Source organism: Lysobacter sp. GX 14042 (assembly GCF_021390425.1).
Lineage (GTDB): Bacteria > Pseudomonadota > Gammaproteobacteria > Xanthomonadales > Xanthomonadaceae > Novilysobacter.
The window spans coordinates 186,102-211,183 of the sequence record NZ_JAJUWY010000001.1 but is presented as its reverse complement, the minus strand read 5'-3'; the positions used below and the strand labels follow the sequence as shown (position 1 = coordinate 211,183).

Annotated in this window: 21 protein-coding genes; 12 read left to right on the top strand and 9 right to left on the bottom strand. The window is 71.1% G+C overall.

The features are described 5' to 3' along the window. The first annotated feature begins 67 nt into the window (after nucleotides 1-67). Nucleotides 68-1,165 (top strand): DNA polymerase IV, encoded by a 1,098-nt coding sequence (gene dinB, locus LY625_RS00985; RefSeq protein WP_233737134.1) that lies wholly within the window; start codon nucleotides 68-70, stop codon nucleotides 1,163-1,165. Then, nucleotides 1,162-2,511 carry a TIGR03862 family flavoprotein gene (locus tag LY625_RS00980; protein WP_233737133.1) on the top strand — a complete coding sequence of 450 codons (1,350 nt, stop codon included), beginning with the start codon at nucleotides 1,162-1,164 and terminating at the stop codon, nucleotides 2,509-2,511. The genes dinB and LY625_RS00980 overlap by 4 nt, the downstream gene beginning before the upstream one ends. Here the strand turns inward: LY625_RS00980 and LY625_RS00975 are convergent. Both LY625_RS00975 and LY625_RS00970 read right to left on the bottom strand, forming a co-directional pair. Further along, nucleotides 2,430-2,924, bottom strand: a complete 495-nt coding sequence (locus tag LY625_RS00975) for a hypothetical protein (RefSeq protein WP_233737132.1) — start codon at nucleotides 2,922-2,924, stop codon at nucleotides 2,430-2,432. The two genes, LY625_RS00980 and LY625_RS00975, sit on opposite strands and share 82 nt — an antisense overlap. A gap of 123 nt (nucleotides 2,925-3,047) precedes the next feature. Beyond that, a complete protein-coding gene (locus tag LY625_RS00970; RefSeq protein ID WP_233737131.1) occupies nucleotides 3,048-3,251 on the bottom strand; it encodes an oxidoreductase-like domain-containing protein in 204 nt (67 codons plus the stop codon). Between the two features lie 76 nt (nucleotides 3,252-3,327). On the opposite strand from LY625_RS00970, the gene LY625_RS00965 reads away from it, so the two are divergent. The 4 genes from LY625_RS00965 to LY625_RS00950 all read left to right on the top strand — a co-directional run bounded on the left by LY625_RS00965 (nucleotide 3,328) and on the right by LY625_RS00950 (nucleotide 5,699). Further along, the gene (locus LY625_RS00965) at nucleotides 3,328-3,849 is read left to right on the top strand and encodes a cytochrome b/b6 domain-containing protein (protein ID WP_233737130.1); all 522 of its coding nucleotides are present in this window, start codon (nucleotides 3,328-3,330) and stop codon (nucleotides 3,847-3,849) included. A 77-nt stretch (nucleotides 3,850-3,926) separates the two neighbouring features. Further along, nucleotides 3,927-4,505: a DUF4136 domain-containing protein gene (locus LY625_RS00960; protein WP_233737129.1), complete on the top strand. Its 579-nt coding sequence runs from the start codon at nucleotides 3,927-3,929 to the stop codon at nucleotides 4,503-4,505. 127 nt (nucleotides 4,506-4,632) lie between these two features. Next, entirely contained in the window at nucleotides 4,633-4,926 is a 294-nt protein-coding gene (locus LY625_RS00955; RefSeq protein WP_233737128.1) for a biotin--protein ligase, read from the top strand. Continuing rightward, nucleotides 4,923-5,699, top strand: a complete 777-nt coding sequence (locus LY625_RS00950; protein ID WP_233737127.1) for a biotin/lipoate A/B protein ligase family protein — start codon at nucleotides 4,923-4,925, stop codon at nucleotides 5,697-5,699. The genes LY625_RS00955 and LY625_RS00950 overlap by 4 nt, the downstream gene beginning before the upstream one ends. A 4-nt stretch (nucleotides 5,700-5,703) precedes the next feature. On the opposite strand, the gene LY625_RS00945 is transcribed toward LY625_RS00950, so the two are convergent. Then, nucleotides 5,704-6,360 carry a hemolysin III family protein gene (locus LY625_RS00945; RefSeq protein WP_233737126.1) on the bottom strand — a complete coding sequence of 219 codons (657 nt, stop codon included), beginning with the start codon at nucleotides 6,358-6,360 and terminating at the stop codon, nucleotides 5,704-5,706. 90 nt (nucleotides 6,361-6,450) lie between these two features. Between LY625_RS00945 and LY625_RS00940 the strand changes: the two genes are divergently transcribed. After that, on the top strand, nucleotides 6,451-7,557 hold the full coding sequence (locus tag LY625_RS00940) for a glycosyltransferase family 9 protein (RefSeq protein ID WP_233737125.1): 1,107 nt from the start codon (nucleotides 6,451-6,453) through the stop codon (nucleotides 7,555-7,557). 589 nt (nucleotides 7,558-8,146) lie between these two features. On the opposite strand, the gene purL is transcribed toward LY625_RS00940, so the two are convergent. The 3 genes from purL to xerD form a co-directional block, all read right to left on the bottom strand. Further along, the gene (gene purL, locus LY625_RS00935; protein WP_233737124.1) at nucleotides 8,147-12,232 is read right to left on the bottom strand and encodes a phosphoribosylformylglycinamidine synthase; all 4,086 of its coding nucleotides are present in this window, start codon (nucleotides 12,230-12,232) and stop codon (nucleotides 8,147-8,149) included. Nucleotides 12,233-12,334: 102 nt separating this feature from the next. Next, entirely contained in the window at nucleotides 12,335-13,150 is an 816-nt protein-coding gene (locus tag LY625_RS00930) for a DsbC family protein (protein WP_233737123.1), read from the bottom strand. A gap of 41 nt (nucleotides 13,151-13,191) precedes the next feature. Further along, nucleotides 13,192-14,145, bottom strand: a complete 954-nt coding sequence (gene xerD, locus LY625_RS00925) for a site-specific tyrosine recombinase XerD (protein ID WP_233737122.1) — start codon at nucleotides 14,143-14,145, stop codon at nucleotides 13,192-13,194. 70 nt (nucleotides 14,146-14,215) lie between these two features. On the opposite strand from xerD, the gene LY625_RS00920 reads away from it, so the two are divergent. After that, nucleotides 14,216-14,662, top strand: coding sequence for an RDD family protein (locus LY625_RS00920; RefSeq protein ID WP_233737121.1), 447 nt, complete (start codon nucleotides 14,216-14,218; stop codon nucleotides 14,660-14,662). A gap of 566 nt (nucleotides 14,663-15,228) precedes the next feature. On the opposite strand, the gene lptG is transcribed toward LY625_RS00920, so the two are convergent. After that, a complete protein-coding gene (gene lptG / locus LY625_RS00915; protein ID WP_233737549.1) occupies nucleotides 15,229-16,329 on the bottom strand; it encodes an LPS export ABC transporter permease LptG in 1,101 nt (366 codons plus the stop codon). A gap of 8 nt (nucleotides 16,330-16,337) precedes the next feature. Next, on the bottom strand, nucleotides 16,338-17,438 hold the full coding sequence (gene lptF, locus LY625_RS00910) for an LPS export ABC transporter permease LptF (RefSeq protein WP_233737120.1): 1,101 nt from the start codon (nucleotides 17,436-17,438) through the stop codon (nucleotides 16,338-16,340). Nucleotides 17,439-17,740: 302 nt separating this feature from the next. On the opposite strand from lptF, the gene LY625_RS00905 reads away from it, so the two are divergent. From LY625_RS00905 to LY625_RS00895, 3 genes are all read left to right on the top strand, one after another. Further along, a complete protein-coding gene (locus tag LY625_RS00905) occupies nucleotides 17,741-19,237 on the top strand; it encodes a leucyl aminopeptidase (protein WP_233737119.1) in 1,497 nt (498 codons plus the stop codon). 13 nt (nucleotides 19,238-19,250) lie between these two features. Then, entirely contained in the window at nucleotides 19,251-19,673 is a 423-nt protein-coding gene (locus LY625_RS00900; RefSeq protein ID WP_233737118.1) for a DNA polymerase III subunit chi, read from the top strand. Between the two features lie 225 nt (nucleotides 19,674-19,898). Further along, nucleotides 19,899-22,790, top strand: coding sequence for a valine--tRNA ligase (locus LY625_RS00895; RefSeq protein ID WP_233737117.1), 2,892 nt, complete (start codon nucleotides 19,899-19,901; stop codon nucleotides 22,788-22,790). A gap of 742 nt (nucleotides 22,791-23,532) precedes the next feature. Here LY625_RS00895 and LY625_RS00890 read toward each other — a convergent pair. Next, the gene (locus LY625_RS00890) at nucleotides 23,533-23,979 is read right to left on the bottom strand and encodes a DUF721 domain-containing protein (RefSeq protein ID WP_343223441.1); all 447 of its coding nucleotides are present in this window, start codon (nucleotides 23,977-23,979) and stop codon (nucleotides 23,533-23,535) included. A gap of 6 nt (nucleotides 23,980-23,985) precedes the next feature. Here LY625_RS00890 and LY625_RS00885 point away from each other — a divergent pair, with 6 nt between their 5' ends. Further along, complete coding sequence (locus LY625_RS00885) at nucleotides 23,986-24,897, top strand: M23 family metallopeptidase (RefSeq protein ID WP_233737115.1); 912 nt, start codon at nucleotides 23,986-23,988, stop codon at nucleotides 24,895-24,897. The last annotated feature ends 185 nt before the right edge of the window (nucleotides 24,898-25,082 follow it).

The window sequence follows — 25,082 nt, the reverse complement described above, 5'->3', positions numbered from 1 at the left end:
AGTGTGCGGCCCAGACTGCCAGAGCACGGGTGCAAGCAAAAGCATCGCGTTGGCGCGAAAATGGGCCATGGCCGCACCACGCAAGATCATCCACGTCGACATGGACGCGTTCTACGCCTCTGTCGAGCAGCGCGATGACCCGTCGCTGCGCGGCCAGCCGGTGGTGGTGGCCTGGCGCGGGAGGCGCTCGGTGGTCTGTGCCGCCAGCTACGAGGCGCGGCGCTTCGGCGTGCGCTCGGCGATGCCCGCTGCCCGGGCCGAGCGCCTGTGCCCGCAGGCGGTGTTCGTCCCGCCGGACTTCACCCGCTACAAGGCGGTTTCCCGCCAGGTGCGGGCGATCTTCGCCCGGCATACCCCGCTGGTCGAGCCGCTCTCGCTCGACGAGGCCTACCTGGACGTCACCGACCCGCTGAGCGCGCTGCCCTCGGCCACCGCGATCGCCGAGTCGATCCGCGCCGACATCCGCGCCGGGACCGGACTCACCGCCTCGGCCGGGGTGGCGCCCAACAAGTTCCTGGCCAAGATCGCCTCCGACCAGAACAAGCCCGACGGACTGTGCGTGGTACGCCCCCGCGAAGCGCTCGCCTTCCTGGCGCCGCTGCCGGTTGGCCGCCTGCCGGGGGTGGGGAAGGTGATGCAGGGCAGGCTCGAGGCACTGGGCGTACGGACCGTCGCGGAATTGCGCGCCTGGCCGGCAGCGGCACTGGAGGAACGCTTCGGCCGCTGGGGCCGCCGCCTGCACGAGCTGTCGCTCGGCATCGACGGGAACCCGGTGCGCGCCAGCCGCCCCACCGTGCAGATCTCCTCGGAGGACACCTTCCAGCACGACCTGCCGATGGACGCGCTGGAGCCGCACATCCGCCGCCTGGCCGAGGGCACCTGGGCCGGCTACCAGCGCGAGCAGGCCCGCCTGGCCCGTACCGTGGTGCTCAAGCTCAAGACCCGCGAGTTCCGCATCCTCACCCGCAGCCTCACCCCACCGGTGCCGCCGGCCAGCCTGGACGAGCTTGCCGCGATCGCCTGCGCCCTGCGTGCCCGGGTCGAGCTGCCGGCCGACACCCGCTACCGGCTGGTCGGGGTCGGCCTGTCCGGCTTCGTCGACCGCGACCTCGCCCTGGCGCAGCAGGACCTGTTCGCCACCCCTGCCATCCGGGTTCCCGCATGACCGCACGCCCCCTGCCCCCGCCCTGCCCCGACAGCCCACCGGGGCGGCTCGCTGGACTCGCCGTCATCGGCGGTGGTCCGGCGGGCCTGATGGCGGCCGAGGTCGCGCGTGCGGCCGGGCTGGAGGTCGACGTGTTCGAGGCCAAGGGTTCGGTCGGCCGCAAGTTCCTGATTGCCGGCAAGGGCGGGCTCAACCTGACCCATGGCGAGCCGCGCCCGGCTTTCGATAGCCGTTACCGGGAGCGGCAGGAGGAGGTCGCGGCCTGGCTGGACGGATTCGATGCCGCCGCCCTGCGCGACTGGGCGGCGGGACTGGGCGTGGAAACCTATGTCGGCAGCTCCGGCCGGGTCTTCCCGCTGGACCGCAAGGCCGCCCCGCTCCTGCGCGGTTGGGTCCGCCGCCTGCGCGAGAGCGGCGTGCGCTTCCACGTCCAGCACCGCTGGACCGGCTGGGACGCAGAAGGTGCCCTGCGCTTCACCACCCCGGACGGCGGGCTGCGCCTGCAGGCCGGGGCGGTGGTGCTGGCGCTTGGCGGCGGCAGCTGGCCGCAGCTGGGGTCGGACGGCGAATGGCTGCCCTGGCTGCGGGAGTCGGGCGTGGAGACCACGCCGTTGCAGCCGGCCAACTGCGGATTCGATGTCGGGTGGAGCGCCCACTTCCGCGGGCGCCATGCCGGCGCGCCGCTGAAACCGGTGGTCGCACACTTCGGCACGGACACCGGGGCCGACGGCCTGCAGGGTGAATGCGTGATCAGCGAATACGGCCTGGAGGGCAGCCTGGTCTACGCGCTGTCGGCCCCGCTGCGCGATGCGATCACCCGCGACGGCAGCGCAACCCTCCTGCTGGACCTGGTGCCGGGACGACCGATCGAGCGTCTGCAACGCGAGCTGGCCCGCCCCCGCGGCAAGCGCAGCCTTGCCGAGCACCTGCGGCGGCAGGCCGGCCTGGACGGACCACGGGTGGGCCTGCTGCACGAGGTCCTCGGCCGCGGCGGGCTGGATGACCCGCACACGCTCGCCGGTACCCTCAAGCGCCTGCCGCTGACCCTGCTGCGGCCACGCCCGCTGCCGGAGGTGATCAGCAGCGCCGGCGGGATCCGGCTGGAGGCGCTCGACCCGGCCACCCTGATGCTGGACCGCCGCCCCGGGGTGTTCGCCGCCGGCGAGATGCTCGACTGGGAGGCCCCGACCGGCGGCTATCTGCTCACCGCCTGCTTCGCCAGCGGCCATCGCGCCGGACGCGCGGCCGCCCGCTGGCTGGCTACTCAGCCGCCTCCGAGCACGTCCAGCGGATCGGATATCTTCTTGCCGTCTGGCGGCGTCACCGGTGGCAGGTTGCGGCGGTAGCGCTCGACCGCCTCGGTGCCGTAGCGCGACCTCAGCTCGGCCGGCACCATCCGGTCGCCGAACAGCTCGATCGCTTCCTCCACCAGCGCCTGCGAGCGCTCGAGGTAGGCGGCGCGGTGCTCCGGCGCCAGCGTCCGCAGCCGCGCGATGCCTTCGCCCGCCAGCTGCAGCACCACGTCGAGATAGAGCATGCTGGCGTCCAGGTCGGCCGGGTCACGGCGCAGCACCTCCTGGATCGCAACCAGCGCGTCGACCGGGCGCCGCTGCTCCGCCTCCAGCCGGGCCGTCTCCAGCCATGGCAGCTTGCGGGCCGGGTCGGCCGCGATCGCCCCGCGATACGCCTCGAGTGCCGCGGTTGCGGAACCGGAGGCCTGGGCGGCCTGGGCCGCCGCGATGTGGTCGTCGTATCCCATCGCCGCCGGCGGGCCGCCGACCGTGGCACATCCCGAAAGGCCTAGCGCGATGCCGGCCGACACGGACCACTTCAATGCTCGTGCGTTCATCTCGATCCAGCCTCGGGCCTGTCGCCCGGCTGCTCAGGGTTCCTGCCCCACGGCCCCGGGATGGCGCTCGCGCCACGCCGCCAGGGCCTTCCGGTACCACTCCAGTTCATCGGCATAGGTGTCGTAGACGCATGGGTCGCAGCCGCTTTCACAACACTCGGACGGCAGCGGGGCTTCGGGTTTGCGTGGCGGTGGGTCATCCGCCGGCACGCTCGGCAACGGCTGTACTTCCTGCATCCCGCCAAGGATAACGTCACCGGAGCGGATTGGCGCCGGGTATCATCGGCCGCTCCTGCCCACAGGATGCTTGCCGATGCTGCACGATTCCCCGGAACGCTACGGACTGGTCACCCGCCTGCTGCACTGGTCGATGGCGGTCCTCGTGCTGCTGCAGTTCGTCAAGTTCTTCGAGCGCCTGGACGGGGGCGGTGGCAGCCTGGTGGAGACGATCGCCGGCTGGCATACCAGCGTCGGCACCCTGCTGCTGGTCCTGGTCCTGGCGCGCATCGCCTGGGCGTTCGCCCAGCGCCGCCGCCGGCCGGTGAACGACCCGGCCTTGGCGATCTTCGTCATCGCAGGCCACGTGATGCTCTACGCGGCGTTGCTGGCACTTCCCGTCATGGGCCTGCTGATCATGCTCGGTGGCGGCTACGGCCACTCGGCCTTCGGCATCGGCCTGTTCCCGCCGGGCGAAGAAGTGGGTTGGGCACGGGTTTGGGGCAGCCTGCACTCGCCGCTGGCGTGGCTGCTTGCGGTCGCGGTGGCGGTCCACATCGCCGCGGCGCTGTACCACCATTTCATCCGCCGCGACCGCGTATTGCGCCGCATGCTCTGACTCGCGGCGGCTTCACGCCGCCTGACCGCCGCGGTGCTAGCGTCCGGAGGCGTTTCCGCCTTGCCGGAGCCATTGCCATGAAGAACCTGATACGCACCCTGCGCCTCCTGCCGGTGCTCGCCGTCGTGTTGCTGGCCGCTTGTGCCACCGGCCCGCGCATCACCAGCGATGCCGATCCCGGGGCGGACTTCTCGCGCTACCGCAGCTACGCGTTCTATGAACCCTTGGCAATGGAACAGTCCGGGTACACCACCTACCTCACCAACACGGTCAAGTCGGCGATCCGCCGCGAGATGCAGGCGCGCGGGTACGCCTACGACGAGACCGCGCCGGACCTGCGGGTCAACTTCCAGGGCTTCATCCGCGAACGCACCGACGTCTACAGCATCCCGCGCAGCGACGTCCACTACTACTACGACTACTGGGCGCGCACCTACGTCGCGGTGCCGTTCTGGCACGACGAGACCCGCGTGCGCGACTACACCGAAGGCACTCTCAGCGTCGATGTGGTCGATGCCGCGCGCAACCACCTGCTGTGGACCGGCGCCGCCGTCGGCCGGGTGACCCAGCAGGAAGCGGCAGCGCGGGCGGCGGCTGCCGACGCCGCGATCCAGCAGATCTTCACCCGCTACCCTGGGCACGCCGGGGCGCGCTGAAGAACGCGCCGGACAACGCTTTCCCCCGGCGGCGGCAGCGTACCGCCGGCGGGCACCGGCGACCTGGGTCAAGACGTCCCCCGGGCTGCCGGTGCATCATGCCCGCCTGGAAACGGGAGGACCGGGCATGATGCACGGCGAGTACAAGATCCCCGGCGGCAAGCTGGTGGTGGTCGACCTGGAGCAGCGTGACGGCCGGTTGCACGGGGTGCGGGTAAGCGGCGACTTCTTCCTTGAGCCCGACACCGCGCTGGGCGAAATCAACGCCGCCCTCGAAGGCCTGCCGGCGGACAGCGACGAGACCGCCATCGGCGATGCCATCGAGCGCCGCCTGGGTCCGGACGTGCACATGTACGGCATCACCGCGCAGGGGGTGGCCGTCGCGGTCCGCCGTGCGCTCGGCGCGGAGGGGACGGCATGAGCCACGATGCCTGGCGCCGGCACGACTGGCAGCTGATCCACACCGGTCCGCAGGCGCCCGCCCTGCACATGGCGCTGGACGAGGTGCTGACCGCGGAAGTCGGTGCCGGCCGCCGGCCGCCGACACTGCGGGTGTGGGAGTGGGCTTCGCCGGCGGTGGTGATCGGCCGCTTCCAGTCGCTGCGCAACGAGGTCGACGCCGATGGCGCGGTCCGCCACGGGATCGAGGTGGTGCGCCGGATCAGCGGCGGCGGGGCGATGTTCATCGAGCCCGGCAACACCATCACCTACTCGATCTGCGCGCCGCTGGAACTGGTGGAAGGCCTGTCCTTCCAGGAGTCCTACGAACTGATGGACCGCTGGGTCATCGCAGCGCTGGCCGAGGTGGGAATCGAGGCGAGCTACCAGCCGCTCAACGACATCACCTCGCCGGCGGGGAAGATCGCCGGAGCCGCGCAGGCCCGCCGTGCGGGCGCGGTGCTGCACCACGTGACCATGGCCTACGACATCGACGCGGGAAAGATGCTGGAAGTGCTGCGCATCGGGCGGGAAAAGCTCTCCGACAAGGCCACCACCAGCGCCAACAAGCGCGTGGATCCGCTGCGCAGCCAGACCGGGTTGCCGCGCGCGCAAGTCATCGAGCGCATGATCGGGAGCTTCCGCGGGATGTACGGCCTGTCCGCCGACCACCTGCGGGCCGACGAGCTCGGGCGGGCGGAGCGGCTGGCGGCGGAAAAGTTCTCCAGCGCCGAATGGACCGGGATCGTTCCCTGACCGCTCAGACCACGTGGGCCAGCACCGCGATGAAATGGCACACGCTCCCGCCCAGCACGAACAGGTGCCAGACCGCGTGCGAATACCGCATCGAGGGCCGGTGATAGAACACCGTGCCCAGTGTGTAGGCGGCGCCGCCGGCGAACAGCCAGCCCAGTTCCCAGCTGTCGAGCGCCCCCAGCAGCGGCTTGATCGCCACCAGCACCATCCAGCCCATGCCGACATAGATCAGCGTGGACAGCCGGCGGAACCGGCCGGTGAAGAACAGCTTGAACACCACTCCGGCCAGCGCCAGCGTCCAGATGGCCGCGAGCAGGCCCCATCCCCAGGGTCCGCGCAGCCCGACCAGGGTGAAGGGCGTATACGTGCCCGCGATCAACAGGTAGATCGCGCAGTGGTCGAACACCTTCAGGCGCTGGCGGGCCACCGGGTACGGAATCGCGTGGTACAGCGTGGAGGCCAGGTACAGCACCAGCAGGCAGGCCCCGAAGGTGATCGCGCCCGCCAGCTGCCAGCCGTCGCCGAAGATCGCCGCCAGGGCGATCATCACCGCCCCGCCCGCCAGTGCGGCAGCCGCGCCGATGCCGTGGGTCACTGCATTGGCAAGCTCTTCGCCCCGCGAATACTGCGCGGGCGGCCGTGCATCGCGGGGCAGGCTCATGTGCATGCACTCCATGCTAGCGCGTATGCAGCGCATGCCGCATCCTGACATCGTGCGAGAATCCCGGCCGTCCAAGGACCCGCCCCGCCGATGACCACCGCCCGACCCGTAGGTTCCACCCGCGACAGCCGCAGCCCCCGTCATCGCCTGGCCCACTGGGCGGTCGCCCGCGCCTACGGGCATCGCGACGACGTGTCCGACCAGCCGTTGCCGGCGCACAGCATCCACCGGATCCTGGTGGTCAAGGTCAGCCATACCCTGGGCAACACGCTCCTGCTCACCCCGTTGCTGCAGGAACTGGAGGCACGCTTCCCCGGCGCCGAGGTCGACATCCTCACCCGCAGCCCGGTGGCCGATGCACTGTTCGCCGGCTATCCCAACGTCGGCCGCATCCTCCGGTTTCCGCGCCATGCGCTGGGCCACCCGCTGGCGGTCCAGGACCTGTTGCAGGCGATCCGCAACGCCCGCTACGACCTGGCGCTGGACGCCGACAAGCGGTCGCATACGGGCCGCCTGGTCACCAATCACTCCCGCGCCCGGCACACCGTCGGCTTCATCAGCAGCAAGCAGCGCGGACACGTGACCCACCCCGTGCCGCTGCCCGACAACCGCCCGCGCGAGAGCCTGCTCCCGGTCTACCTGCTGCGGCAGGCCCTGGGCGAAGGCAACACGGTCCAGTGGCCGGCACCGGACCTGCGGCTGGACCGCCTGGAACGCCAGGCCGGTCACCTGCAACTCGAACGCCTGCTCGACCCGGCCGCCACGCCCGGCAGCGAGCCCCCGCCCCTGCGCCGCCCGGTCATCGGCGTGTTCGCCAACGCCACCGGCCACAAGCTGATCGGTGGCGACTGGTGGGCCCGCTTCCTCGCCGTGCTGGTCCCCGCCTGCCGCAAGCACGACATCATCGAGATCATCCCGGCATTCGGCCGCTCGATGCTGGGCGACCGTTATCCCGGCTACTTCAGTACCGACATCCGCCGGCTGGCAGGCGTGCTTTCCGCGCTTTCGGTCTACGTGAGCGCCGACTGCGGGATCATGCACCTGGCCAACGCATCGGCCCCCCGCTCGATCGGCCTGTTCGACGGAACCGACCCGGCCGACTGGGGCGTCTTCGGCCCCGGCCACCACAACATCCGCCATTCCGACCGCGACCCCGAAGACGTGGCCCGCGAGGTGGCCGCGCTCATCAACGGCTGAGTTGGATTTCCGTTTCGGAGAGGTCGCGAGGTGCTTCGGAGAGGTCGCGGGGGGAGCCGGCCGCTGTGGGGGTTGCTACGCGCTCCCGACGACATCCTGTCTTTAGGTCGCGGCGCAGGCCATCCATGGCCTGCTCTCCGCAACCCCCACAGCGTCCGGCTCCTCACCATGACGCTGCTCCGTTGGAGGGATTGGTGTGGGCTTCGGGAACGGCACCGTGGGCGGGGGATGTGGGCCTGGTGACAAAACGGGGTCCCGGGTGCGGCCTCCGGCCTTATCCGGACTACGTGTTCGGGCTCACCACACACACAAACACCCCCTCTTCCACCGTCATCCACGCGCATGCGGGGAGCCATGGCCACGGTGTCGTATCCGGAAGGCGTGCCTCCGAAACCTGCGCCAACCGTCAGAGTCGGCTGTCGTGGGGGAGAGGCCGCCCGACTTCAAAAAGGGCCGAAGGCCCGTCAGGAGGGCGGCCTCTCCCCCACGGCGGCCGGCTCCCCGCGACGTACCCGAAGGACTACGCGCGCACCCCGGAGAAGGAAAGAGCAACGTCCATGGATCCCCGCGTGCGCGGGGATGACGGATCTCAGCCGACGAACACGCGCGCGTTGCGGAAGATCCGCAGCCACGGCGAGTCCTCGCCCCACTCGGCCGGTGCCCAGCTGAAATTGGCGGTGCGCAGGGTGCGCTCGGGGTGCGGCATCAGGATGGTCGTGCGGCCGTCGGTGCTGGTCACGCCGGCGACGCCGCCGGTGGAGCCGTTCGGGTTGGCCGGGTACTGCGTGGCCACCGTTCCGTCGCCTTCGACGTAGCGCAGCGGGGCGTGCACCGCGACGGTGTCCGCGGCCTGCCCGAACCCCGCCCGCCCCTCGCCGTGCGAGACCACCACCGGGATCCGCGAGCCGGCCATGCCGCGCAACAGCACCGACGGCGACTCGCTGACCTCCAGCAGGCCCAAGCGGGCCTCGAACTGCTCGCTGCGGTTGCGCAGGAACTGCGGCCAGTGTTCGGCGCCGGGGATGATGTCCTTGAGCTGGCTCATCATCTGGCAGCCGTTGCAGGCACCGAGTGCAAAGGTGTCGCTGCGGGCGAAGAAGGCGGCGAACTGCTCGCGCAGCGCCGGGCGCTCCAGGATGCTCACCGCCCAGCCGCGGCCGGCACCAAGCACGTCGCCGTAGCTGAAGCCGCCGCAGGCGGCCAGGCCCTTGAAACCTTCCAGCACCACGCGACCGCTGATGAGGTCACTCATGTGCACGTCGACCGCCTCGAAGCCGGCGCGGTGGAAGCCGTTGGCCATCTCCACCTGGCCGTTGACGCCCTGCTCGCGCAGGATCGCGACCTTCGGGCGGACCCCGGTGTTCACGAACGGCGCGGCGATGTCCTCGGCCGGGTCGAAGGCCAGCTTCGGGCGCAGACCCGGGGCATTGAAGTCGCGGGCGGCGAAGCGCTCCTCGTCGGCGCAGTCCGGATTGTCGCGCAGCTTCTGCATCGCGTGGGTGGTCGACCACCAGGCGTCGAACAGCGCCTCCCAGCGCCATTCGGCCAGGGTCCGGCCGCCGTCGTGGATGCGCACCACCGGCGCGGTGGTCGGCCGGGCGATGCGCTGGGCGCAGTCGATCAGCCCATGGTGGGCGACCAGGTCGGCGAACGCCGCGCGGTCCTCGGCGGCGACCTGCACCACCGCGCCCAGCTCCTCGTTGAACAGGGTGCGGAACGGATCCTCGCCCCAGCCGTCGAGGTTGATCTCCAGTCCCAGGCGCGAGGCGAAGGCCATCTCGCACAGGGTGGTGAAGGCGCCGCCGTCGGAGCGGTCGTGATAGGCCCGCAGCAGCCCGGCCTCGCGCGCCTCGCGGACCATTTCGAAGAAGTCGCGCAAGCGCTGCGGCTCGTCCAGGTCGGGCACTCCGCCATTGCGGCGGCCGTCCTCGCCCGTCGGGCCGGCAAAGGCCGGCAGCGCCCGCCCGCCGTCCCGCGGCGGCCGCCCGGCGGCGTCCGGATACACCTGCGCCAGCACCGAGCCGCCCAGGCGCTGCTTGCCGGCGCCCAGGCCGATCAGCCACAGCTCGGAATCCTCGGCGCGGTCCAGCTGCGCGGTGAGCTGGTTGCGCACGTCCAGCACCGGGGCGAACGCGGTGACCACCAGCGAGACCGGCGAGGCGGACAGCTGCCTGCCATCCCCGCCCTGCTGGCCGCCGGCGTTCCACTGCGCCTGCATGGACAGCGAGTCCTTGCCCACCGGGATGCTCAGCTCCAGTTCCGGGCACAGCTCCATGCCGACCGCGCGCACCGCGTCGAACAGCAGCGCGTCCTCGCCATCGAAGCCGGCCGCGGCCATCCAGTTGGCCGACAGCTTGACCCGGTCCAGGGCCTCCACCGGGGCCGCGCACAGGTTGGTGATCGCCTCGCCGACCGCCATGCGGGCTGCCGCGGCGGCGTCGAGCAATGCCAGCGGGGTGCGTTCGCCTATCGCCATCGCCTCGCCGGTGAACCCGTCGAAGCCGGCGAAGGTGATCGCGCAGTCCGCCACCGGCAGCTGCCACGGCCCGACCATCTGGTCGCGCGCGGTCAGCCCGCCGACGCTGCGGTCGCCGATGGTGACCAGGAACTGCTTGGCCGCCACGGTCGGGTGCGCCAGCACCCGCAGCGCGGCCTCGTGCAAGTCCAGCCCGGCCCAGTCCAGCGCCGGCCAGGGCGCCGGCGCCGGTCGCGCGGTGTCGCGGTGCATCTTCGGCGGCTTGCCGAACAGCACGTCCATCGGGATGTCGATCGGCCAGGGCTTTTCCCCCTCTCCCGCTTGCGGGAGAGGGCTGGGGCGAGGGCTGTTGCCAAGTCCAGCTTGTGATCCTGACTGGACTTGGGATCTGCCCTCATCCGCCCTTCGGGCACCTTCTCCCGCGAGCGGGAGAAGGGACAAAGCTCCGTGCCCCACGACCAGGCGCTCTTCGGCCGTCGCGTAGCCCACCACCGCGAACGGGCAGCGCTCGCGCGCGCAGATCGCGGCGAACTGCTCCACCCGCTCCGGCGGCAGGCCGATGACGTAGCGCTCCTGCGATTCGTTGCACCACAGCTGCATCGGCGACAGCGAGGCGTCGTCGCTGGGGACCCTGTCCAGGTCGATCACCCCGCCCAGGCCGGAGTCGTGCAGCAACTCGGGAATGGCGTTGGACAGCCCACCGGCGCCGACATCGTGGATGCTGGCGACCGGGTTGTCCGCGCCCAGCGCCACGCAGGCGTCGATGACTTCCTGGCAGCGGCGCTCCATCTCCGGGTTGTCGCGCTGCACGCTGGCGAAATCGAGCGACTCGTCGCTGTCGCCCGATGCCACCGAGCTGGCCGCGCCGCCGCCCAGGCCGATCAGCATCGACGGCCCGCCCAGCACCACCACGGCGTAGCCGGGGCGCAGGCCGAGCTTCTCGACCTGGTTGCGGTCGATCGCGCCCAGGCCGCCGGCGAGCATGATCGGCTTGTCGTAGGCGCGGGTGACCGGGGTGCCGTCGGAGGCGGCGCCGGCCAGCTCGAAGCTGCGGAAGTAGCCGGCCAGGTTGGGTCGGCCGAACTCGTTGTTGAACGCCGCCGAGCCCAGCGGGCCGTCGAGCATGATCTCCAGCGCCGGGGCCATCCGCGGGTTGAGCTCGCGCTCGCGCTCCCATGGCTGCGGCAGGGTCGGGATGCGCAGGTGCGAGACCGAGAAGCCTGCCAGGCCGGCCTTGGGCTTGCCGCCGCGGCCGGTCGCGCCCTCGTCGCGGATCTCGCCGCCGGCGCCGGTCGAGGCGCCCGGGAACGGGGCGATCGCGGTGGGATGGTTGTGGGTCTCGACCTTGATGCAGAACGCCGATTCGACCGCCGGCTCGCTGCGCCAGCTGCCGCTCGCCGGGTCCGGGCGGAACCGGGTGCCCTGGTAGCCGGCGACCACCGCGGCGTTGTCGCTGTAGGCCGACAGGGTGTTCTCCGGCGTCACCGCGTGGGTGTGGCGGATCATCCTGAACAGCGAGGTCGACTGCTCCTGCCCATCCAGGGTCCAGCTGGCGTTGAAGATCTTGTGCCGGCAGTGCTCGGAGTTCGCCTGGGCGAACATCATCAGCTCGACGTCGGACGGCTCCCGCCCCAGCGAACCGTAGCGCTCGCGCAGGTACTCGATTTCGTCGTCCGCGAGGGCCAGGCCGAGGCGGAGGTTGGCCTCCTCCAGTGCCGCCAGCGGAATGCGCTCCAGCGCGCCGCGGGCGTGGGTGTCGAACAGCGTGCCGGCGTCCTCGTGGGCCTCCAGCAGCGACTGGGTCATCGGGTCGTGCAGGATCCGCGCGAGCTGGCCCCGGGTCGCCGCATCGTCCGGCCAGTCGGCCAGGTCGTAACGGGTGCCGCGCTCCACGCGGTTGACCGGCAGCCCGGCCCCGCGCAGCAGCTCGGTGGCCTTGCTGGCCCAGGGCGACAGCGTGCCCAGGCGCGGGGAGACATAGCGCGAGACCGCGTCGGCGGCCCGCGGCGCCGGGGCTTCGCTGGCCTGGAGGATCCGCCGCAGCGTGGCATCGTCGGGCTCGGCACCGGCGGGCGCATCGACCCAGAACACCTGCCAGCTGCCGAGCAGCCGGACTTCGGGATGGACGGACTGGAGGCGCGCCTGCAGGCGCTCGAGGCGGAACCGTGACAGGGCGGGTGCGCCCTCGAGGACGATCATGTCCGGCAGGACCCAGGCTCAAACAGGGCCGGCCATTGTACGCGCAAGCCTCCCCGCCAAGCGTAGCCCGGGCAAGGCCAAAGGCCGCACCCGGGACCCGGATTACCGGGCGGAGAGCTCGTCCAGCGCCTTGCGCAGCTGCGCCGGCGGCACGTAGCCGCCCAGCTGGGTGCCGTCCTCGGCCAGGACCATCGGGGTGCCGGTCAGGCCGGCGCGCTGGCCGATGTCGTACTGCATGCGCACGGTGTTCTGGCAATCGGTGCGGCCGCTGGCCTTGCCGGCCGCCTTGGCGCGGGTCAGCGCTTCCTTGCGGTCGGCCGAGCACCACACCGCCACCATGCCTTCGAAGTCCGGGGTGCCCGGGCCCATCCGCGGGAACGCCAGGTACTCCACCGCGATGCCCTGGGCGTTGTATTCGGCGATCTGCTCGTGCATGCGCCGGCAGTAGCCGCACTCGATGTCGGTGAACACCGCCACCGTGTGCACGGGCTTGGCCGGGGCGAACACGATCCGCTCGCTCCGGGGAATCTTCGCCAGCAGTTCGACGCGCATCGAGGCCAGCGCCTCCTCCGACAGGTTGCGGTTCTCCTGCAGGTCCAGCACCGCCCCGCCCTGGCCGGCGACCAGCAGGTAGCGGCCGTCCTCGCTGACGTAGACCACCTGCCCGCCGACGATCGCCTGGGTGTAGCCCGGCAACGGAGAGGGGCCGACGCTCTGGACCGCCGACTGCGGGCTGAGCTGGGCGATCGCCTCCACGGCGCGCGCCTCGGCGGTGCCGGCGGCCGGCTTGACCGGGGCTCCCGCGGAGGCGGCGACGGTGCCCGGCGCGGCGGACGCGGCGGCGGGGCCGTCGGCCGGGCCGGCGCAGGCGGAGAGGCTGAAAGCGGCGGCCATCACGGCCAGCAGGACTCGGGTCACGGCATCACAATCCAGGCGGAACCGGCCGATTGTCGCACCTCTCAGCCGCGCGGGTGGTGCATCGCCACCAGTTGCTTCAGTTTCTCGCGCGCCACCAGGGTGTAGATCTGCGTGGTCGACAGCGAGCTGTGGCCCAGCAGCATCTGCAGCGCGCGCAGGTCCGCGCCATGGTTGAGCAGGTGGGTGGCGAAGCTGTGGCGCAGGCCGTGCGGGCTGAGCCGGTCCGGATCGATGCCGGCGCTGGCGGCGTGGCGCTTGACCAGCCGCCAGACCGCCTGGCGCGTCGGCGGCGTGCCGCCGGGTTCGAGGAACAGCGCGCCGGCCTCCCGCCCGCCAAGCAGCACCGGCCGCGCTTCGGCCAGGTAACGCTCGACCCAGTGCCGGGCCTCTTCGCCCAGCGGCACCAGCCGGTCACGGCTGCCCTTGCCGGTCACCCGCAACACGCCCTGTCGCAGGTTGAGCGCCGCGGACGGCAGTCCGGCCAGTTCGCTGACCCGCAAGCCGCAGGCGTACATCAGCTCCAGCATCGCCCGGTCACGCAGGCCCAGCGGATCATCGGTGTCCGGCGCCCGCAGCAGGGCCTCGATCTGGCTTTCCGCCAGCGCCCTGGGCAGCAGCCGCGGCAGGCGCGGCGAATCCAGGTCGGCCGAAGGATCGTCTTCACGGTCGCCGCGGCGCAGCTGCCAGGCATTGAACCCGCGCAGCGCCGACAGCCAGCGCGCGTTGCTGCGCGCCGACCAGCCATGCCGGGTCCGCCAGGCCAGGTAATCGAACAGCTCGCCCCGCCCCACGCCGGCCAGGCCGCCCGCGCGCCCGTCCAGCCAGCGCGCCAGCCCCTCCAGGTCGCGCCGGTAGCCATCCAGCGTCGCCTGCGCCAGCCCGCCCTCGGCCCAGGTCGTATCGAGGAACGCGGCGATCACGTCGGCGTCGGCCGGACGCAGCGGCGGCAGCGACATCACCAGCCTGCGGCGCTCGGCGGGAGTGCGGGTTTCCATGGGCAAAGGGTAGCCGCCGCCGCGGCGCGCGCGTGCACTAGACTGCCCACGCCCCGCGATCCAGCCCCCCATGCACCAGACCGACTCCCCCGCCACCGCCCGTCCGGCCAGCCATCTCGGCTGGCGCGTACTGGCACTGCTGTACGACCTGTTCCCCGCCTTCGCCCTGTGGTTCCTGGTCGCCGCGGCCTTCGTCGCCCTGCGCGGCGATGCCATCACCGGCGGCGGCTGGGGGCTGGCCGAATTCGCGGTGATGTGGCTGGCGACCGGCGCCTACGCGGTGGCCAGCTGGCGCCGCGGCGGCCAGACCCTGGGCATGCGGCCGTGGCGGTTGCGGGTCGTGGCGCCGGACGGCTCGACGGCCCCGCTGCCGGCGCTGTGCCTGCGCTACGCAGTGGGCTCGGTCTCGCTTTTCGCCGGCGGCCTGGGCTTCCTGTGGGCCCTGCTCGACCGCGACCGCCTCACCTGGCACGACCGCGCCAGCCGCACCCGCCTGCTCCGCCACCCCAAACCATAGCGGCGGGGGTGTTTCGGAGAGGTCGCGGGGGGAGCCGGCTGCTGCGAGGGGGGGGTGCTCCGCGCTCCTGACGGCATCCATGCCTTTAAGTCGCGGCGCAGGCCATCCATGGCCTGCTCTCCGCACCCCCCTCGCAGCATCCGTCTCCCACACAACGCTGCTCCTGCGGGGGCTTGGTGTGGGCTTCGGGAACGGCACCGTGGGCGGATGATGTGGGCCTGGTGACAAAACGGGGTCCCGGGTGCGGCCTGCGGCCATACCCAGGCTACGTGGTGGGGCTCACCACACACACAAACACCCCTCCCCGTCATCCCCGCGCACGCGGGGAGCCATGGCCCCGGTGTCGTCTCCGGAAGGCGTGCCTCCGAAGCCTCGTCAACTGTCAGGAGCCGGCCGTCGTGGGGGACAGGCCGCCCGACTTCAAAAAGGGCCGAAGGCCCGTCAGGAGGGCGGCCTGTCCCCCACGGCGGCCGGCTCCCCCGCGACGTATCCGAAGGACCACGCGCCATCCGGAGGAAAAAAAGCGAAGTCCATGGATCCCCGCGTGCGCGGGGATGACGGGAGGCCTAGCCCGAGCGCTTGCGGAACAACGCCACCGACACACTGATCATGATCAGCGTCGGCAACAGATAGGCCACCCGGAAATCGAACTTGAACGCACTGGCCATCTTCACGAACTGCGTCTGCAGCAGCCAAAACCCCAGCGCGAACACGATGCCGATGAACAGCCGCTTGCCCAGCCCGCCGCTGCGCAGGCTGCCGAAGGCGAACGGGATCGCCGCCAGGCACAGCGCCAGCACATTGAGCGGATAGAACCAGCGGCCCCAGTAGTGCTCCTCGAAGTCGGCGGCATCGAGGCCGTTGCGCTGGCGGTACTCGATCGCATCCGACAGCGCCCCGGCGCTCAGGTAGCGCGGGCGGTCGATGTCGGCGCCCAGCGCGGTGGCGTCGAGCTGGGAATCCCAGCGCTCCTCCTCGACATGTTCGCGGGTGACGAAGTCCTCGCCGAAGGTGGTGCGGGTGACCCCGCGCAGCAGCCAGCCGCCGGGGCGGTGCTCGGCGATGCCGACCCGGGCGATGGAGGCCAGGCGGCCGTCGTCCTCGAACTCGTACAGCCGCACGTCGTGCAGTTCCAGCCAGCGGTCGTCCCCGTCGGCACGCTGTTCGCCGCCCTCGGCGTTGAGGATCACCGCGCCCTCGCGCGCCCACACGCCGCTGTAACGGGCGACGATCAGGTCCTTCGAGCGCGAGGAGGCCTTCAGCGCATCGGCCTGGCGCTGGCCCCAGGGGGCCAGGGTCTCGCCGTTGAAGACCATCACCGCGGTCAGCAGGGCGAGGGTGATCGCGACGGTCACGCTCAGGCGCCGGCGCGACAGGCCGATCGCGCGCAGGGCGGTGAGCTCCGAGGTCGCCGCCAGCTGTCCCAGCGACATCAGCGTGCCGATCACCGCGGCGTAGGGAAACAGCCCGTAGGCGCGCCGGGGGATGGTGTAGGCGACGTGGGCGACCGCCTGCGGGATGCTGTAGTTGCCTTGCCCGGTGTTGCCCAGCTCGCCGGCCAGGGTCAGCATCACGTCGAGGCCCAGCAACACCGCCCAGGTCAGCAGCACGGTGCCCAGCACCGCGCGGCCCAGGTACAGGTCGTGGATCCTCGGGAGCAGCCTGATTCCGCGGCTCATCGTGCCGCCTCCGCCCGGCGGGCCATCCGTGGCCGGCGCATGGCGCCGTCGCCCAGGTACATCCAGGCCGCCAGTGCCAGCAGCGGCAGCACCAGCCACCACAGGCCCAGCCCGGGGGCGATCCGCGCGGAGGCGATCCAGCGTTCGCCCATCTGCGCCAGGCTGATGCACACCAGGTAGCCGAGCACGCCGATCACCGTGCCGCCCCAGCGCGCCTGGCGCGGGGTGGTCCGGGCCAGCGGCACCGCCAGCAAGCCGAAGGCCAGCGCCAGCAGCGGCGGCGCCAGGCGGAAATGCAGCTGGGCCACGGCGGCCCGGCGCGGGTCGCCCAGCAGCGCGGTGGTCGGCATCACCCGGGGGTCGGTGGGGTCATGGCGCACTTCGCCGGCCGGCAGCCGGACCTCGTTGGCCGCGTAGCGCATCAGGCGGTAGTCCAGCCCATCCTCGATTGGCCCTTCCACCTGGAAGCCCTCGTGCAGGCGCAGGTAGCGCGCGCCGCTGTCCTCGACCTCCAGCCGGCCGCCGCGGGCGGTGGTGATGTCCTGCCGGCCCTCGGCCTGGCGGTAGATGAAGATCCGCGAGAACTCGCTGCCATCGGCCGACATGGCGCCGGTGTAGACCACCCCGCCGCCGCCGGGCAGCTCGGTGAAGCTGCCCGGCTCCAGGCCGGAGACCACCAGGTTGCGGTTGGCGTCGGCGATCATCGCCCGCGACACCCGCTCGGCCATCGGCCCCAGCCACAGCGAGCACACCGCGACCACCGCGACCACCGGCAGCACCAGCGCCAGCACCGGGCGCAGCAGCTGCCGCGGCCCGATCCCGGCCGCGGTGATCACCGGCATCTCCGAGTCGCGGTACAGCCGGCCGACGCCCAGCATCATGCCCAGCAGCAGCGCCAGCGGCAGGATCAGCGGCAGCCAGTTGAGCAGCACCAGGCCCAGCTGGGAAAACATCAGCCCCGCCGGAAGCCGCCCGGAGGCGATGTCCTTGAGCACGTCGGTGATCACCCCGCCGACGCTCACGATCAGCAGCACCACCAGGGCGGCGAAGGTCGACTGGGCGAGTTCGCTCAGCAGGTAGCGGTGGAGCTTGGGCATCGTGCGCTGCGCCGGTGGCGGGTGGACGGGGCCGCCAAGGTGGCACCGGTGCCCTCTACGGGGCGTGTGGGATGGCCTTGGCGAATGATCTGGCAGATGACTGCGTTTTTGTGAAGACCCGGGCGGGGCTTTAGACTTGCGGTTTGGCCCGCGCCGCCGCGGCCGTCCCAGCAAGGGGCGTCGTGGCACTCCACGACCCGGTCCGGCTCCGCATCGCGGCCCTCGCGCCGCGCATTCTACGTGCTGGCCGTCCGGGCGCCATGGCGGGCCGTTTCCACACCCCACTGCCGGAACCCTGTCCTATGGCCCTCGATTTCGACCTGACCCGCAATGCCGCCGCCTCCTTCGAGGCCGACTGCGTGGTCGTCGGCGCGTTCGCCGACAACACCCTCACCCCCGCAGGCAAGGCGCTGGACGAGGCCAGTGGCGGCCGCCTGGCCCGGCTGCTGTCGCGCGGCGACGCGAGCGGCAAGACCGGCCGCACCGCCCTGCTGCACGACATCGACGGCATCAGCGCCCCGCGCGTGCTGGTGGTCGGGCTGGGCGAGGCCGGCAAGTTCGGCGCCGCGCAGTACCTCAAGGCGGTCGCCGATGCCGCCCGCGCACTGAAGACCGGTCCGGTGGCGCACGCGCTGTTCACCCTGGCCGACACCCCGGTCCAGGGCCACGACGCCGCCTGGGCGGTGCGCCAGGCCGCGATCGCCGCCGACCACGCCTGCTACCGCTACACCGCCACCCTGGGCAAGGACAACAAGGCCCGCGAGGGCGAGCCCGGCCTGCGCCGGCTGAGCGTGGCCGCCGCCGGCGACGACGCCGACACCGCGCTGGCCCAGGGCCAGGCGATCGCCGCCGGCGTGAAGTTCGCCCGCGAACTGGGCAACCTGCCGCCCAACGTCTGCAACCCGGCCTACCTGGCCGACCAGGCCCGCGAGTTCACCGGCCGCTTCGACAACACCTCGGTCGAGGTGCTGGAGGACGCGGAGATGGAGAAGCTGGGCATGGGCTCGCTGCTGGCCGTGGCCCGCGGCTCGGCCAACCGCCCGCGCCTGATCGCCATGAAGTACAACGGCGCCGGCGATGACAGCCAGCCCTACGTGCTGGTCGGCAAGGGCCTGACCTTCGACACCGGCGGCATCAACCTCAAGGTCCAGGGCGGCATCGAGGAGATGAAGTTCGACATGTGCGGCGGCGCCACCGTCATGGGCACCTTCGTCGCCGCGGTCGGCATGAAGCTGCCGGTCAACCTGGTGACCATCGTCGCTGCGGTCGAGAACATGCCCGACGCCGATGCCTACCGCCCCTCCGACGTGCTGACCAGCATGTCCGGCAAGACCATCGAAGTCGGCAACACCGACGCCGAGGGCCGCCTGGTGCTGTGCGACGCGCTGACCTGGTCGCAGAAGTTCAAGCCCGCCGCGCTCATCGACGTGGCCACCCTGACCGGCGCCTGCATGGTCGCCCTGGGCAAGTACGCCAGCGGCCTGATGAGCAAGGACGACGAGCTGTCGGCCGAGCTGCTGGCGGCCGGCGAGCAGTCCTTCGACCGCGCCTGGCGCCTGCCGCTGTGGGACGAATACCAGACGATGCTGGAGTCCAGCTTCGCCGACGTCTACAACATCGGCGGCCGCTGGGCCGGCGCGATCACCGCCGGCTGCTTCCTGGCCCGCTTCACCGAGGGCCAGCGCTGGGCGCACCTGGACATTGCCGGCAGCGGCAGCGACGAGGGCAAGCGCGGCATGGCCACCGGCCGCCCGGTCGGCCTGCTGAGCCAGTGGCTGATCGATCGCAGCGCGGGCTGACCGGGACCACCCGGTGCGCGCCGACTTCTACCTGATCGGCAAGCCGCGGTTCCGCGAGGAACCGCTGCTGCTGGTGTGCGAACTGGCCCGCAAGGCCAGCGACGCGGGCATCGCAACCCTGGTGCTGGCGCGCGACGCCGCCCAGGCCGAGCAGCTCGACGACCTGCTGTGGTCGTTCGATCCCGATGCCTTCATCCCGCACCAGATCGCCGGTGCCGGCGAGGACGAGGAAGAAGCGGTGGTGCTGATCGCGGCCCCGGAGCACGATCCGGCGCTGCGCCCGCTGGTGGTCAACCTGCGCGATGCCGCGGTCGAGGGGGAGTTCGACCGCGTGCTCGAAGTGGTCCCGGCCGACCCGTCGGCCCGCGACCCGCTGCGCGAGCGCTGGAAGCAGTACAAGGCGCGCGGGTTTGAGTTGAAGAAGTACGACATGTAGCAAACTCCCTTCTCCCGCTTCGCGGGAGAAGGTGCCCCGAAGGGGCGGATGAGGGCGGTTCCCAAGTCCACTCAGGATCACAGGCTGGACTTGGGAACTGCCCTCACCCCATCCCTCTCCCGCAAGCGGGAGAGAGAGCTAGAAGCAAGAAGCAAGAAGCAAGAAGCAAGAACAGCGGCCCTCACCCCGGCCCTCTCCCGCAGGCGGGAGAGGGGGAAAACCAAAATGACCGACACCCTGCCTTCCAGCTACGACCCCATCGAGTTCGAGTCCCGGCTCTACCAGCGCTGGGAGGCCGAGGGGCTGTTCAAGCCTTCCGGCAAGGGCGAGCCCTACTCGGTCCTGCTGCCGCCGCCCAACGTCACCGGCACCCTGCACATGGGTCATGCGTTCCAGCACACCCTGCAGGACGCCCTGGTGCGCTACCACCGCATGCGTGGCTTCGACACGTTGTGGCAGATGGGCAGCGACCACGCCGGCATCGCCACCGAGATGGTGGTCAGCCGCAACCTGGAGCGCGAAGGCAAGGGCGAGACCCGCGACTCGCTGGGCCGCGAGGGCTTCATCGGCAAGGTCTGGGAGTGGAAGCACCACTCCGGCGACACCATCGAGCGGCAGATGCGCCGCATGGGCGCCTCCGGCGACTGGTCGCGCAGCGTGTTCACCATGGACCCGATGCCGGCGACGGCGGTGGTCGAGGCCTTCGTGCGCCTGCACGAGGAAGGGCTCGTCTACCGCGGCCAGCGGCTGGTCAACTGGGACCCGGTGCTGCTGACCGCGATCTCCGACCTGGAAGTGGCCAACGAGGAAGAGGACGGCCACCTGTGGTCGATCGCCTACCCGCTGAGCGACGGCTCCGGCCAGTTGGTGGTCGCCACCACCCGTCCGGAAACCCTGCTCGGCGACACCGCGGTGATGGTGCACCCCGAGGACGACCGCTACGCCCACCTGGTCGGCCAGACCGTCACCCTGCCGCTGACCGGCCGGCAGATCCCGGTCATCGCCGATGCCTATGTCGACCGCGAGTTCGGCACCGGCGTGGTCAAGGTCACCCCGGCGCACGACTTCAACGACTACCAGGTCGGGCTGCGCCACGACCTGCCGTTGCTCAACATCCTGACCCCCACCGCCGCGGTGATCGGCGGCGCGGACTGCGACGGCCCGGAACTGGAGCGCGCCAACGCCGCCGGCATCCCGCAGCATTACCGCGGCCTGGACCGCTACGCCGCCCGCGAGGCGGTGCTCGCCGACCTGCAGGCCGCCGGCCTGCTGGTCGAGGACAAGCCGCACAAGCTGCAGGTCCCGCGCGGCGACCGCACCGGCCAGGTCATCGAGCCCTACCTGACCGACCAGTGGTTCGTGCGGATGGACGAGCTGGGCCGCCGCGGCATGGAACTGGCCAGCGGCACCGACGGCGACGGCAAGGTCCGCTTCGTCCCCGGCAACTGGATCAACACCTACCGCCACTGGATGGAGAACATCCAGGACTGGTGCATATCCCGCCAGCTGTGGTGGGGCCACCGCATCCCCGCCTGGTACGACGCCGCCGGCAACATCTTCGTCGGCCGCGACGAGGCCGAGGTGCGGGCGAAGCATGGCCTGGCCAGCGACCTCGCCCTGCACCGGGACGAGGACGTGCTGGAGACCTGGTTCTCCTCCGCGCTGTGGCCGTTCTCCACCCTGGGCTGGCCCGACGCGGCCGCGATGGCCGAGCGCGGCTACGGGCGCTTCCTGCCGTCCTCGGTGCTGGTCACCGGCTTCGACATCATCTTCTTCTGGGTCGCCCGGATGATCATGATGAGCGACCACTTCACCGGCCAACTGCCCTTCCGCGACGTCTACGTCACCGGCCTGGTGCGCGACAAGGACGGGCAGAAGATGTCCAAGTCCAAGGGCAACATCCTCGACCCGCTGGACCTGATCGACGGCATCAGCCTGGACGACCTGGTCGCCAAGCGCACCGCCGGGCTGATGCAGCCGAAGATGGCCGAGAAGATCGCCGGGGCCACCCGCAGGGAGTTTCCCGACGGCATCCCGGCCTTCGGCGCCGACGCCCTGCGCTTCACCATGGCCGCGCTGGCCGGCCACGGCCGCGACATCAAGTTCGACCTGGGCCGCGCCGAGGGCTACAAGAACTTCTGCAACAAGCTGTGGAACGCGACCCGGTTTGTTCTGATGAACACCGAGGGGTTCACTGGACCCGGGTGCGCTTCGCTTACCCGGGCTACGGATCCGGCGATCCCGACTCCCCGCACGGACGCCGAGCGCTGGATCCTCGCCCGCCTGGAGGCCACCGCCGGCGAGGCCGCGAAGCACTTCGCCGACTACCGCTTCGACCTGCTCAGCCAGGCCCTGTACGAATTCGCCTGGAACGACTTCTGCGACTGGTTCGTCGAACTGGCCAAGCCCGCCCTGCACGGCGACGCCGCGACCGAGGAAGGCCGCGCCGCGGCCGAAAGCACCCGCCACACCCTGCTGTACGTGCTCGAGCGCCTGCTGTGCCTGCTGCACCCGCTGGTCCCGTTCGTCACCGAGGAACTGTGGCAACAGGTGGCCCCGCGGCTCGGTCTGCCGGCCGGCTCGATCATGGTCCAGTCCTACCCCGTGCCGGGCCAACTGGACACCGCCGACCAGGACCGCGCCGTGGCCGACGTGGAATGGCTCAAGGCCATGGTCTCGGCGATCCGCCGCGTCCGCGGCGAACTCAACGTCCCCCCTTCCCGGCAGGTGACCCTGCTGCTGGCCGATGCCAGCGACGACGACCGTCGCCGCGCCGCCCGCTTCCAGGCCTCCCTGGCCTTCCTCGGCAAGCTGGAACGCATCGACTTCCCCGACAGCACCGAAGCCGCCCCGGCCGCCGCCACCGCCGTGGTCGGCGAACTCAAGCTGCTGGTGCCCCTGGAAGGCCTGGTTGACCTCGGCGCCGAACGCACCCGGCTGGACAAGGAACTGAAGAAAGTCGAAGCCGAAATCGCCAAGTCCAAGGGCAAGCTGGCCAACGAAACCTTCGTGGCGAATGCTCCGGCGGCGGTGGTCGAGCAGGAGCGCAAGCGTCTGGCCGACTGGAACACCCAGCGCGAGGCACTGGCGGCGCAGCGGGCAAAGCTGGGCAACTAGCCCGTCATCCCCGCGCACGCGGGGATCCATGGACGTTGGGGTTTTCCGGGAGGGGCCGTGGTCCTTCGGGTACGTCGCGGGGGAGCCGGCCGCCGTGGGGGACAGGCCGCCCTCCTGACGGGCCTTCGGCCCTTTTTGAAGTCGGGCGGCCTGTCCCCCACGGCAGCCGGCTCCTCATGGTGGTGCAGGTTTCGGAGGCACGCCTTCCGGATACGGCACCGGGGCCATGGATCCCCGCGTGCGCGGGGATGACGGTGGAAGAGGGGGTGTTTGTGTGTGTGGTGATCCCCACCACGTAGTCCAGATAAGGCCGGAGGCCGCACCCGGGACCCCCGTTTTTTCACCAGGCCCGCATCACCCGCCCGCGGTGCCGTTCCCGAAGCCCACACCCAGCCCCCGCAGGAGCAGCGTCGTGGTGGGAGACGGATGCTGCGAGGGGGGTGCGGAGAGTGGGCCATGGATGGCCCACGCCGCGACTTAAAGGCATCGATGCCGTCAGGAGCGCGGAGCACCCCCCTCGCAGCAGCCGGCTCCCCCGCGACCTCTCCGAAGACCACTTCCGCGTGCGCGGGGATGACGGGTTCTCCGTCACGGAAGTGAACACTGTGTGGTGCTCGCGTCGTTATTTAACAAAAAAATAACGATATTGAAGGTGCCTCTTAACAAGTCGGCCCTTCTTGGCCACTAGGATTCGTCGGTCGGTGATCACGAACCCTTCACGGGAAAGCCCGCGAAAGGCTGGTCACGAGGCGTCATCCGGTCCGGGTTTGCCTTCATCTGGAGCCCTCAGGGACGCCAACGCCGCCTGCAGCGACTTGCGGGCGGTGTCTGACATGGTCACCGGCCTGTGCTTCGGCGCGGGCGGGGGCGCGGGAGCCAGGCTGGTGCGGACCACCACCTCTTTCGCGTCCAGGCCAAGCGACCGGGCTGTGTCGAGCAACTGCGGTGCAAGCAGGCGCAATTTCGCCCGCCACACCGGGGAATCGACCAGGAACACGAGCCTGCCTTGCTCGTAGTTGGCCACCCGCGTGTGCGGGGCCAGTGCGCGGGGCAGGAGGGGGTGGAAGCGGCGATCGAGTTCGTCGAGCCACATGGCACGCCTGATCGGATCGCCAGCCGGGACCGCCATCAGCGCATCGAGCGCGGCGGTAGGAATCGAAGGTTGGCGCGGCCGGGAGGGACGAGACATAGCGACATGATCAATCGACCCATCATCTTCAAGTCAAGTGGCAGCGGCGGTTCGTTGCGCCAGCAGCTGCTCTACAAGGCGATCCAGCGGCCGGTCGCGGCCGCGGCGCTGCTGCTCGGCGGGGGCCTGACCCTGGGCCTGGGCGTCGGCATCGCCGGCAACCTGGGCATGCATTCCCAGCTGCAGGCGCAGAAGGCCGAGGTGGCCGTGACCCAGCAGCAGGCGCAGCGCGAGATCAACGCCCTGGCCGCGCGCCTGGGCGAGTTGCAGGCCGAGGCCAACCGGCTCAACGCGCTGGGCGAGCGGTTGACCCGCATCGGCCAGCTGCAGGATGGCGAGTTCGACTTCGACAAGCCGGTCGGCGTCGGTGGCGACGACGGCCAGGTGGAGGACATGCCGCGCGAGGAGCTCGACAACGAGCTCGGCGCGCTGGACGCACAGTTCAGCGCCGCCGGCAGCCAGCTCTCGGTGCTGGAATCGCTGCTGTTCAACCGCCAGCTCGACATGGCCTCGGTGCCGGCGGGCGAGCCGATCGACAGCTACATCACCTCCCATTACGGCTACCGCGCCGACCCGTTCCGCGGCGGCCGCAAGTTCCATGCCGGGATCGACTTCAAGGCCAGCGTCGGCGATCCGGTACAGGCGGTGGCCGACGGGGTGGTCAGCTTCTCGGGGGTGCGCTCGGGCTACGGCAACACCATCGAGATCGACCACGGCAACGGCTACATGACGCGCTACGCCCACAACTCGCGCCTGGTGCGCAAGGTGGGCGAGCCGATCCGCGCCGGGCAGCAGGTCGCCCGCGCCGGCTCCACCGGCCGCTCAACCGGCGCGCACGTGCACTTCGAGGTCTGGCAGGACGGCCGCGCGGTGAATCCGCGGCAGTTCCTGGGACAGCGCTCGCCGTTGAAGGGCTGAGGCGGGGGCGGGAAGCGAGAAACGAGTGAAGAGGAACGAGGAACGAGAGAGGGCGAGGAGTGAGTGAAGAGGAGTGAGGAACGAGTAAGAGCCGCCTCGCTCCTTCACTGGAGGTCGCCGCTCGGTCGTTCCGTCGCGCCGTCGTTTCCGCGGACGCGGGAACCCAGGGACGTCCATGGATCCCC

Coding starts and splice junctions, on each gene's coding strand:
- LY625_RS00945 (WP_233737126.1), bottom strand. CDS start 6,360: ATGAGCCTGCCCCGCGATGCACGGCCGCCCGCGCAGTATTCGCGGGGC.
- LY625_RS00905 (WP_233737119.1), top strand. CDS start 17,741: ATGGCCCTCGATTTCGACCTGACCCGCAATGCCGCCGCCTCCTTCGAG.
- LY625_RS00920 (WP_233737121.1), top strand. CDS start 14,216: ATGCACCAGACCGACTCCCCCGCCACCGCCCGTCCGGCCAGCCATCTC.
- xerD (WP_233737122.1), bottom strand. CDS start 14,145: ATGGAAACCCGCACTCCCGCCGAGCGCCGCAGGCTGGTGATGTCGCTG.
- lptF (WP_233737120.1), bottom strand. CDS start 17,438: ATGCCCAAGCTCCACCGCTACCTGCTGAGCGAACTCGCCCAGTCGACC.
- dinB (WP_233737134.1), top strand. CDS start 68: ATGGCCGCACCACGCAAGATCATCCACGTCGACATGGACGCGTTCTAC.
- purL (WP_233737124.1), bottom strand. CDS start 12,232: ATGATCGTCCTCGAGGGCGCACCCGCCCTGTCACGGTTCCGCCTCGAG.
- LY625_RS00890 (WP_343223441.1), bottom strand. CDS start 23,979: ATGTCTCGTCCCTCCCGGCCGCGCCAACCTTCGATTCCTACCGCCGCG.
- LY625_RS00975 (WP_233737132.1), bottom strand. CDS start 2,924: ATGGGATACGACGACCACATCGCGGCGGCCCAGGCCGCCCAGGCCTCC.
- LY625_RS00960 (WP_233737129.1), top strand. CDS start 3,927: ATGAAGAACCTGATACGCACCCTGCGCCTCCTGCCGGTGCTCGCCGTC.
- LY625_RS00895 (WP_233737117.1), top strand. CDS start 19,899: ATGACCGACACCCTGCCTTCCAGCTACGACCCCATCGAGTTCGAGTCC.
- LY625_RS00955 (WP_233737128.1), top strand. CDS start 4,633: ATGATGCACGGCGAGTACAAGATCCCCGGCGGCAAGCTGGTGGTGGTC.
- LY625_RS00885 (WP_233737115.1), top strand. CDS start 23,986: ATGATCAATCGACCCATCATCTTCAAGTCAAGTGGCAGCGGCGGTTCG.
- LY625_RS00980 (WP_233737133.1), top strand. CDS start 1,162: ATGACCGCACGCCCCCTGCCCCCGCCCTGCCCCGACAGCCCACCGGGG.
- LY625_RS00965 (WP_233737130.1), top strand. CDS start 3,328: ATGCTGCACGATTCCCCGGAACGCTACGGACTGGTCACCCGCCTGCTG.
- LY625_RS00970 (WP_233737131.1), bottom strand. CDS start 3,251: ATGCAGGAAGTACAGCCGTTGCCGAGCGTGCCGGCGGATGACCCACCG.
- LY625_RS00940 (WP_233737125.1), top strand. CDS start 6,451: ATGACCACCGCCCGACCCGTAGGTTCCACCCGCGACAGCCGCAGCCCC.
- LY625_RS00950 (WP_233737127.1), top strand. CDS start 4,923: ATGAGCCACGATGCCTGGCGCCGGCACGACTGGCAGCTGATCCACACC.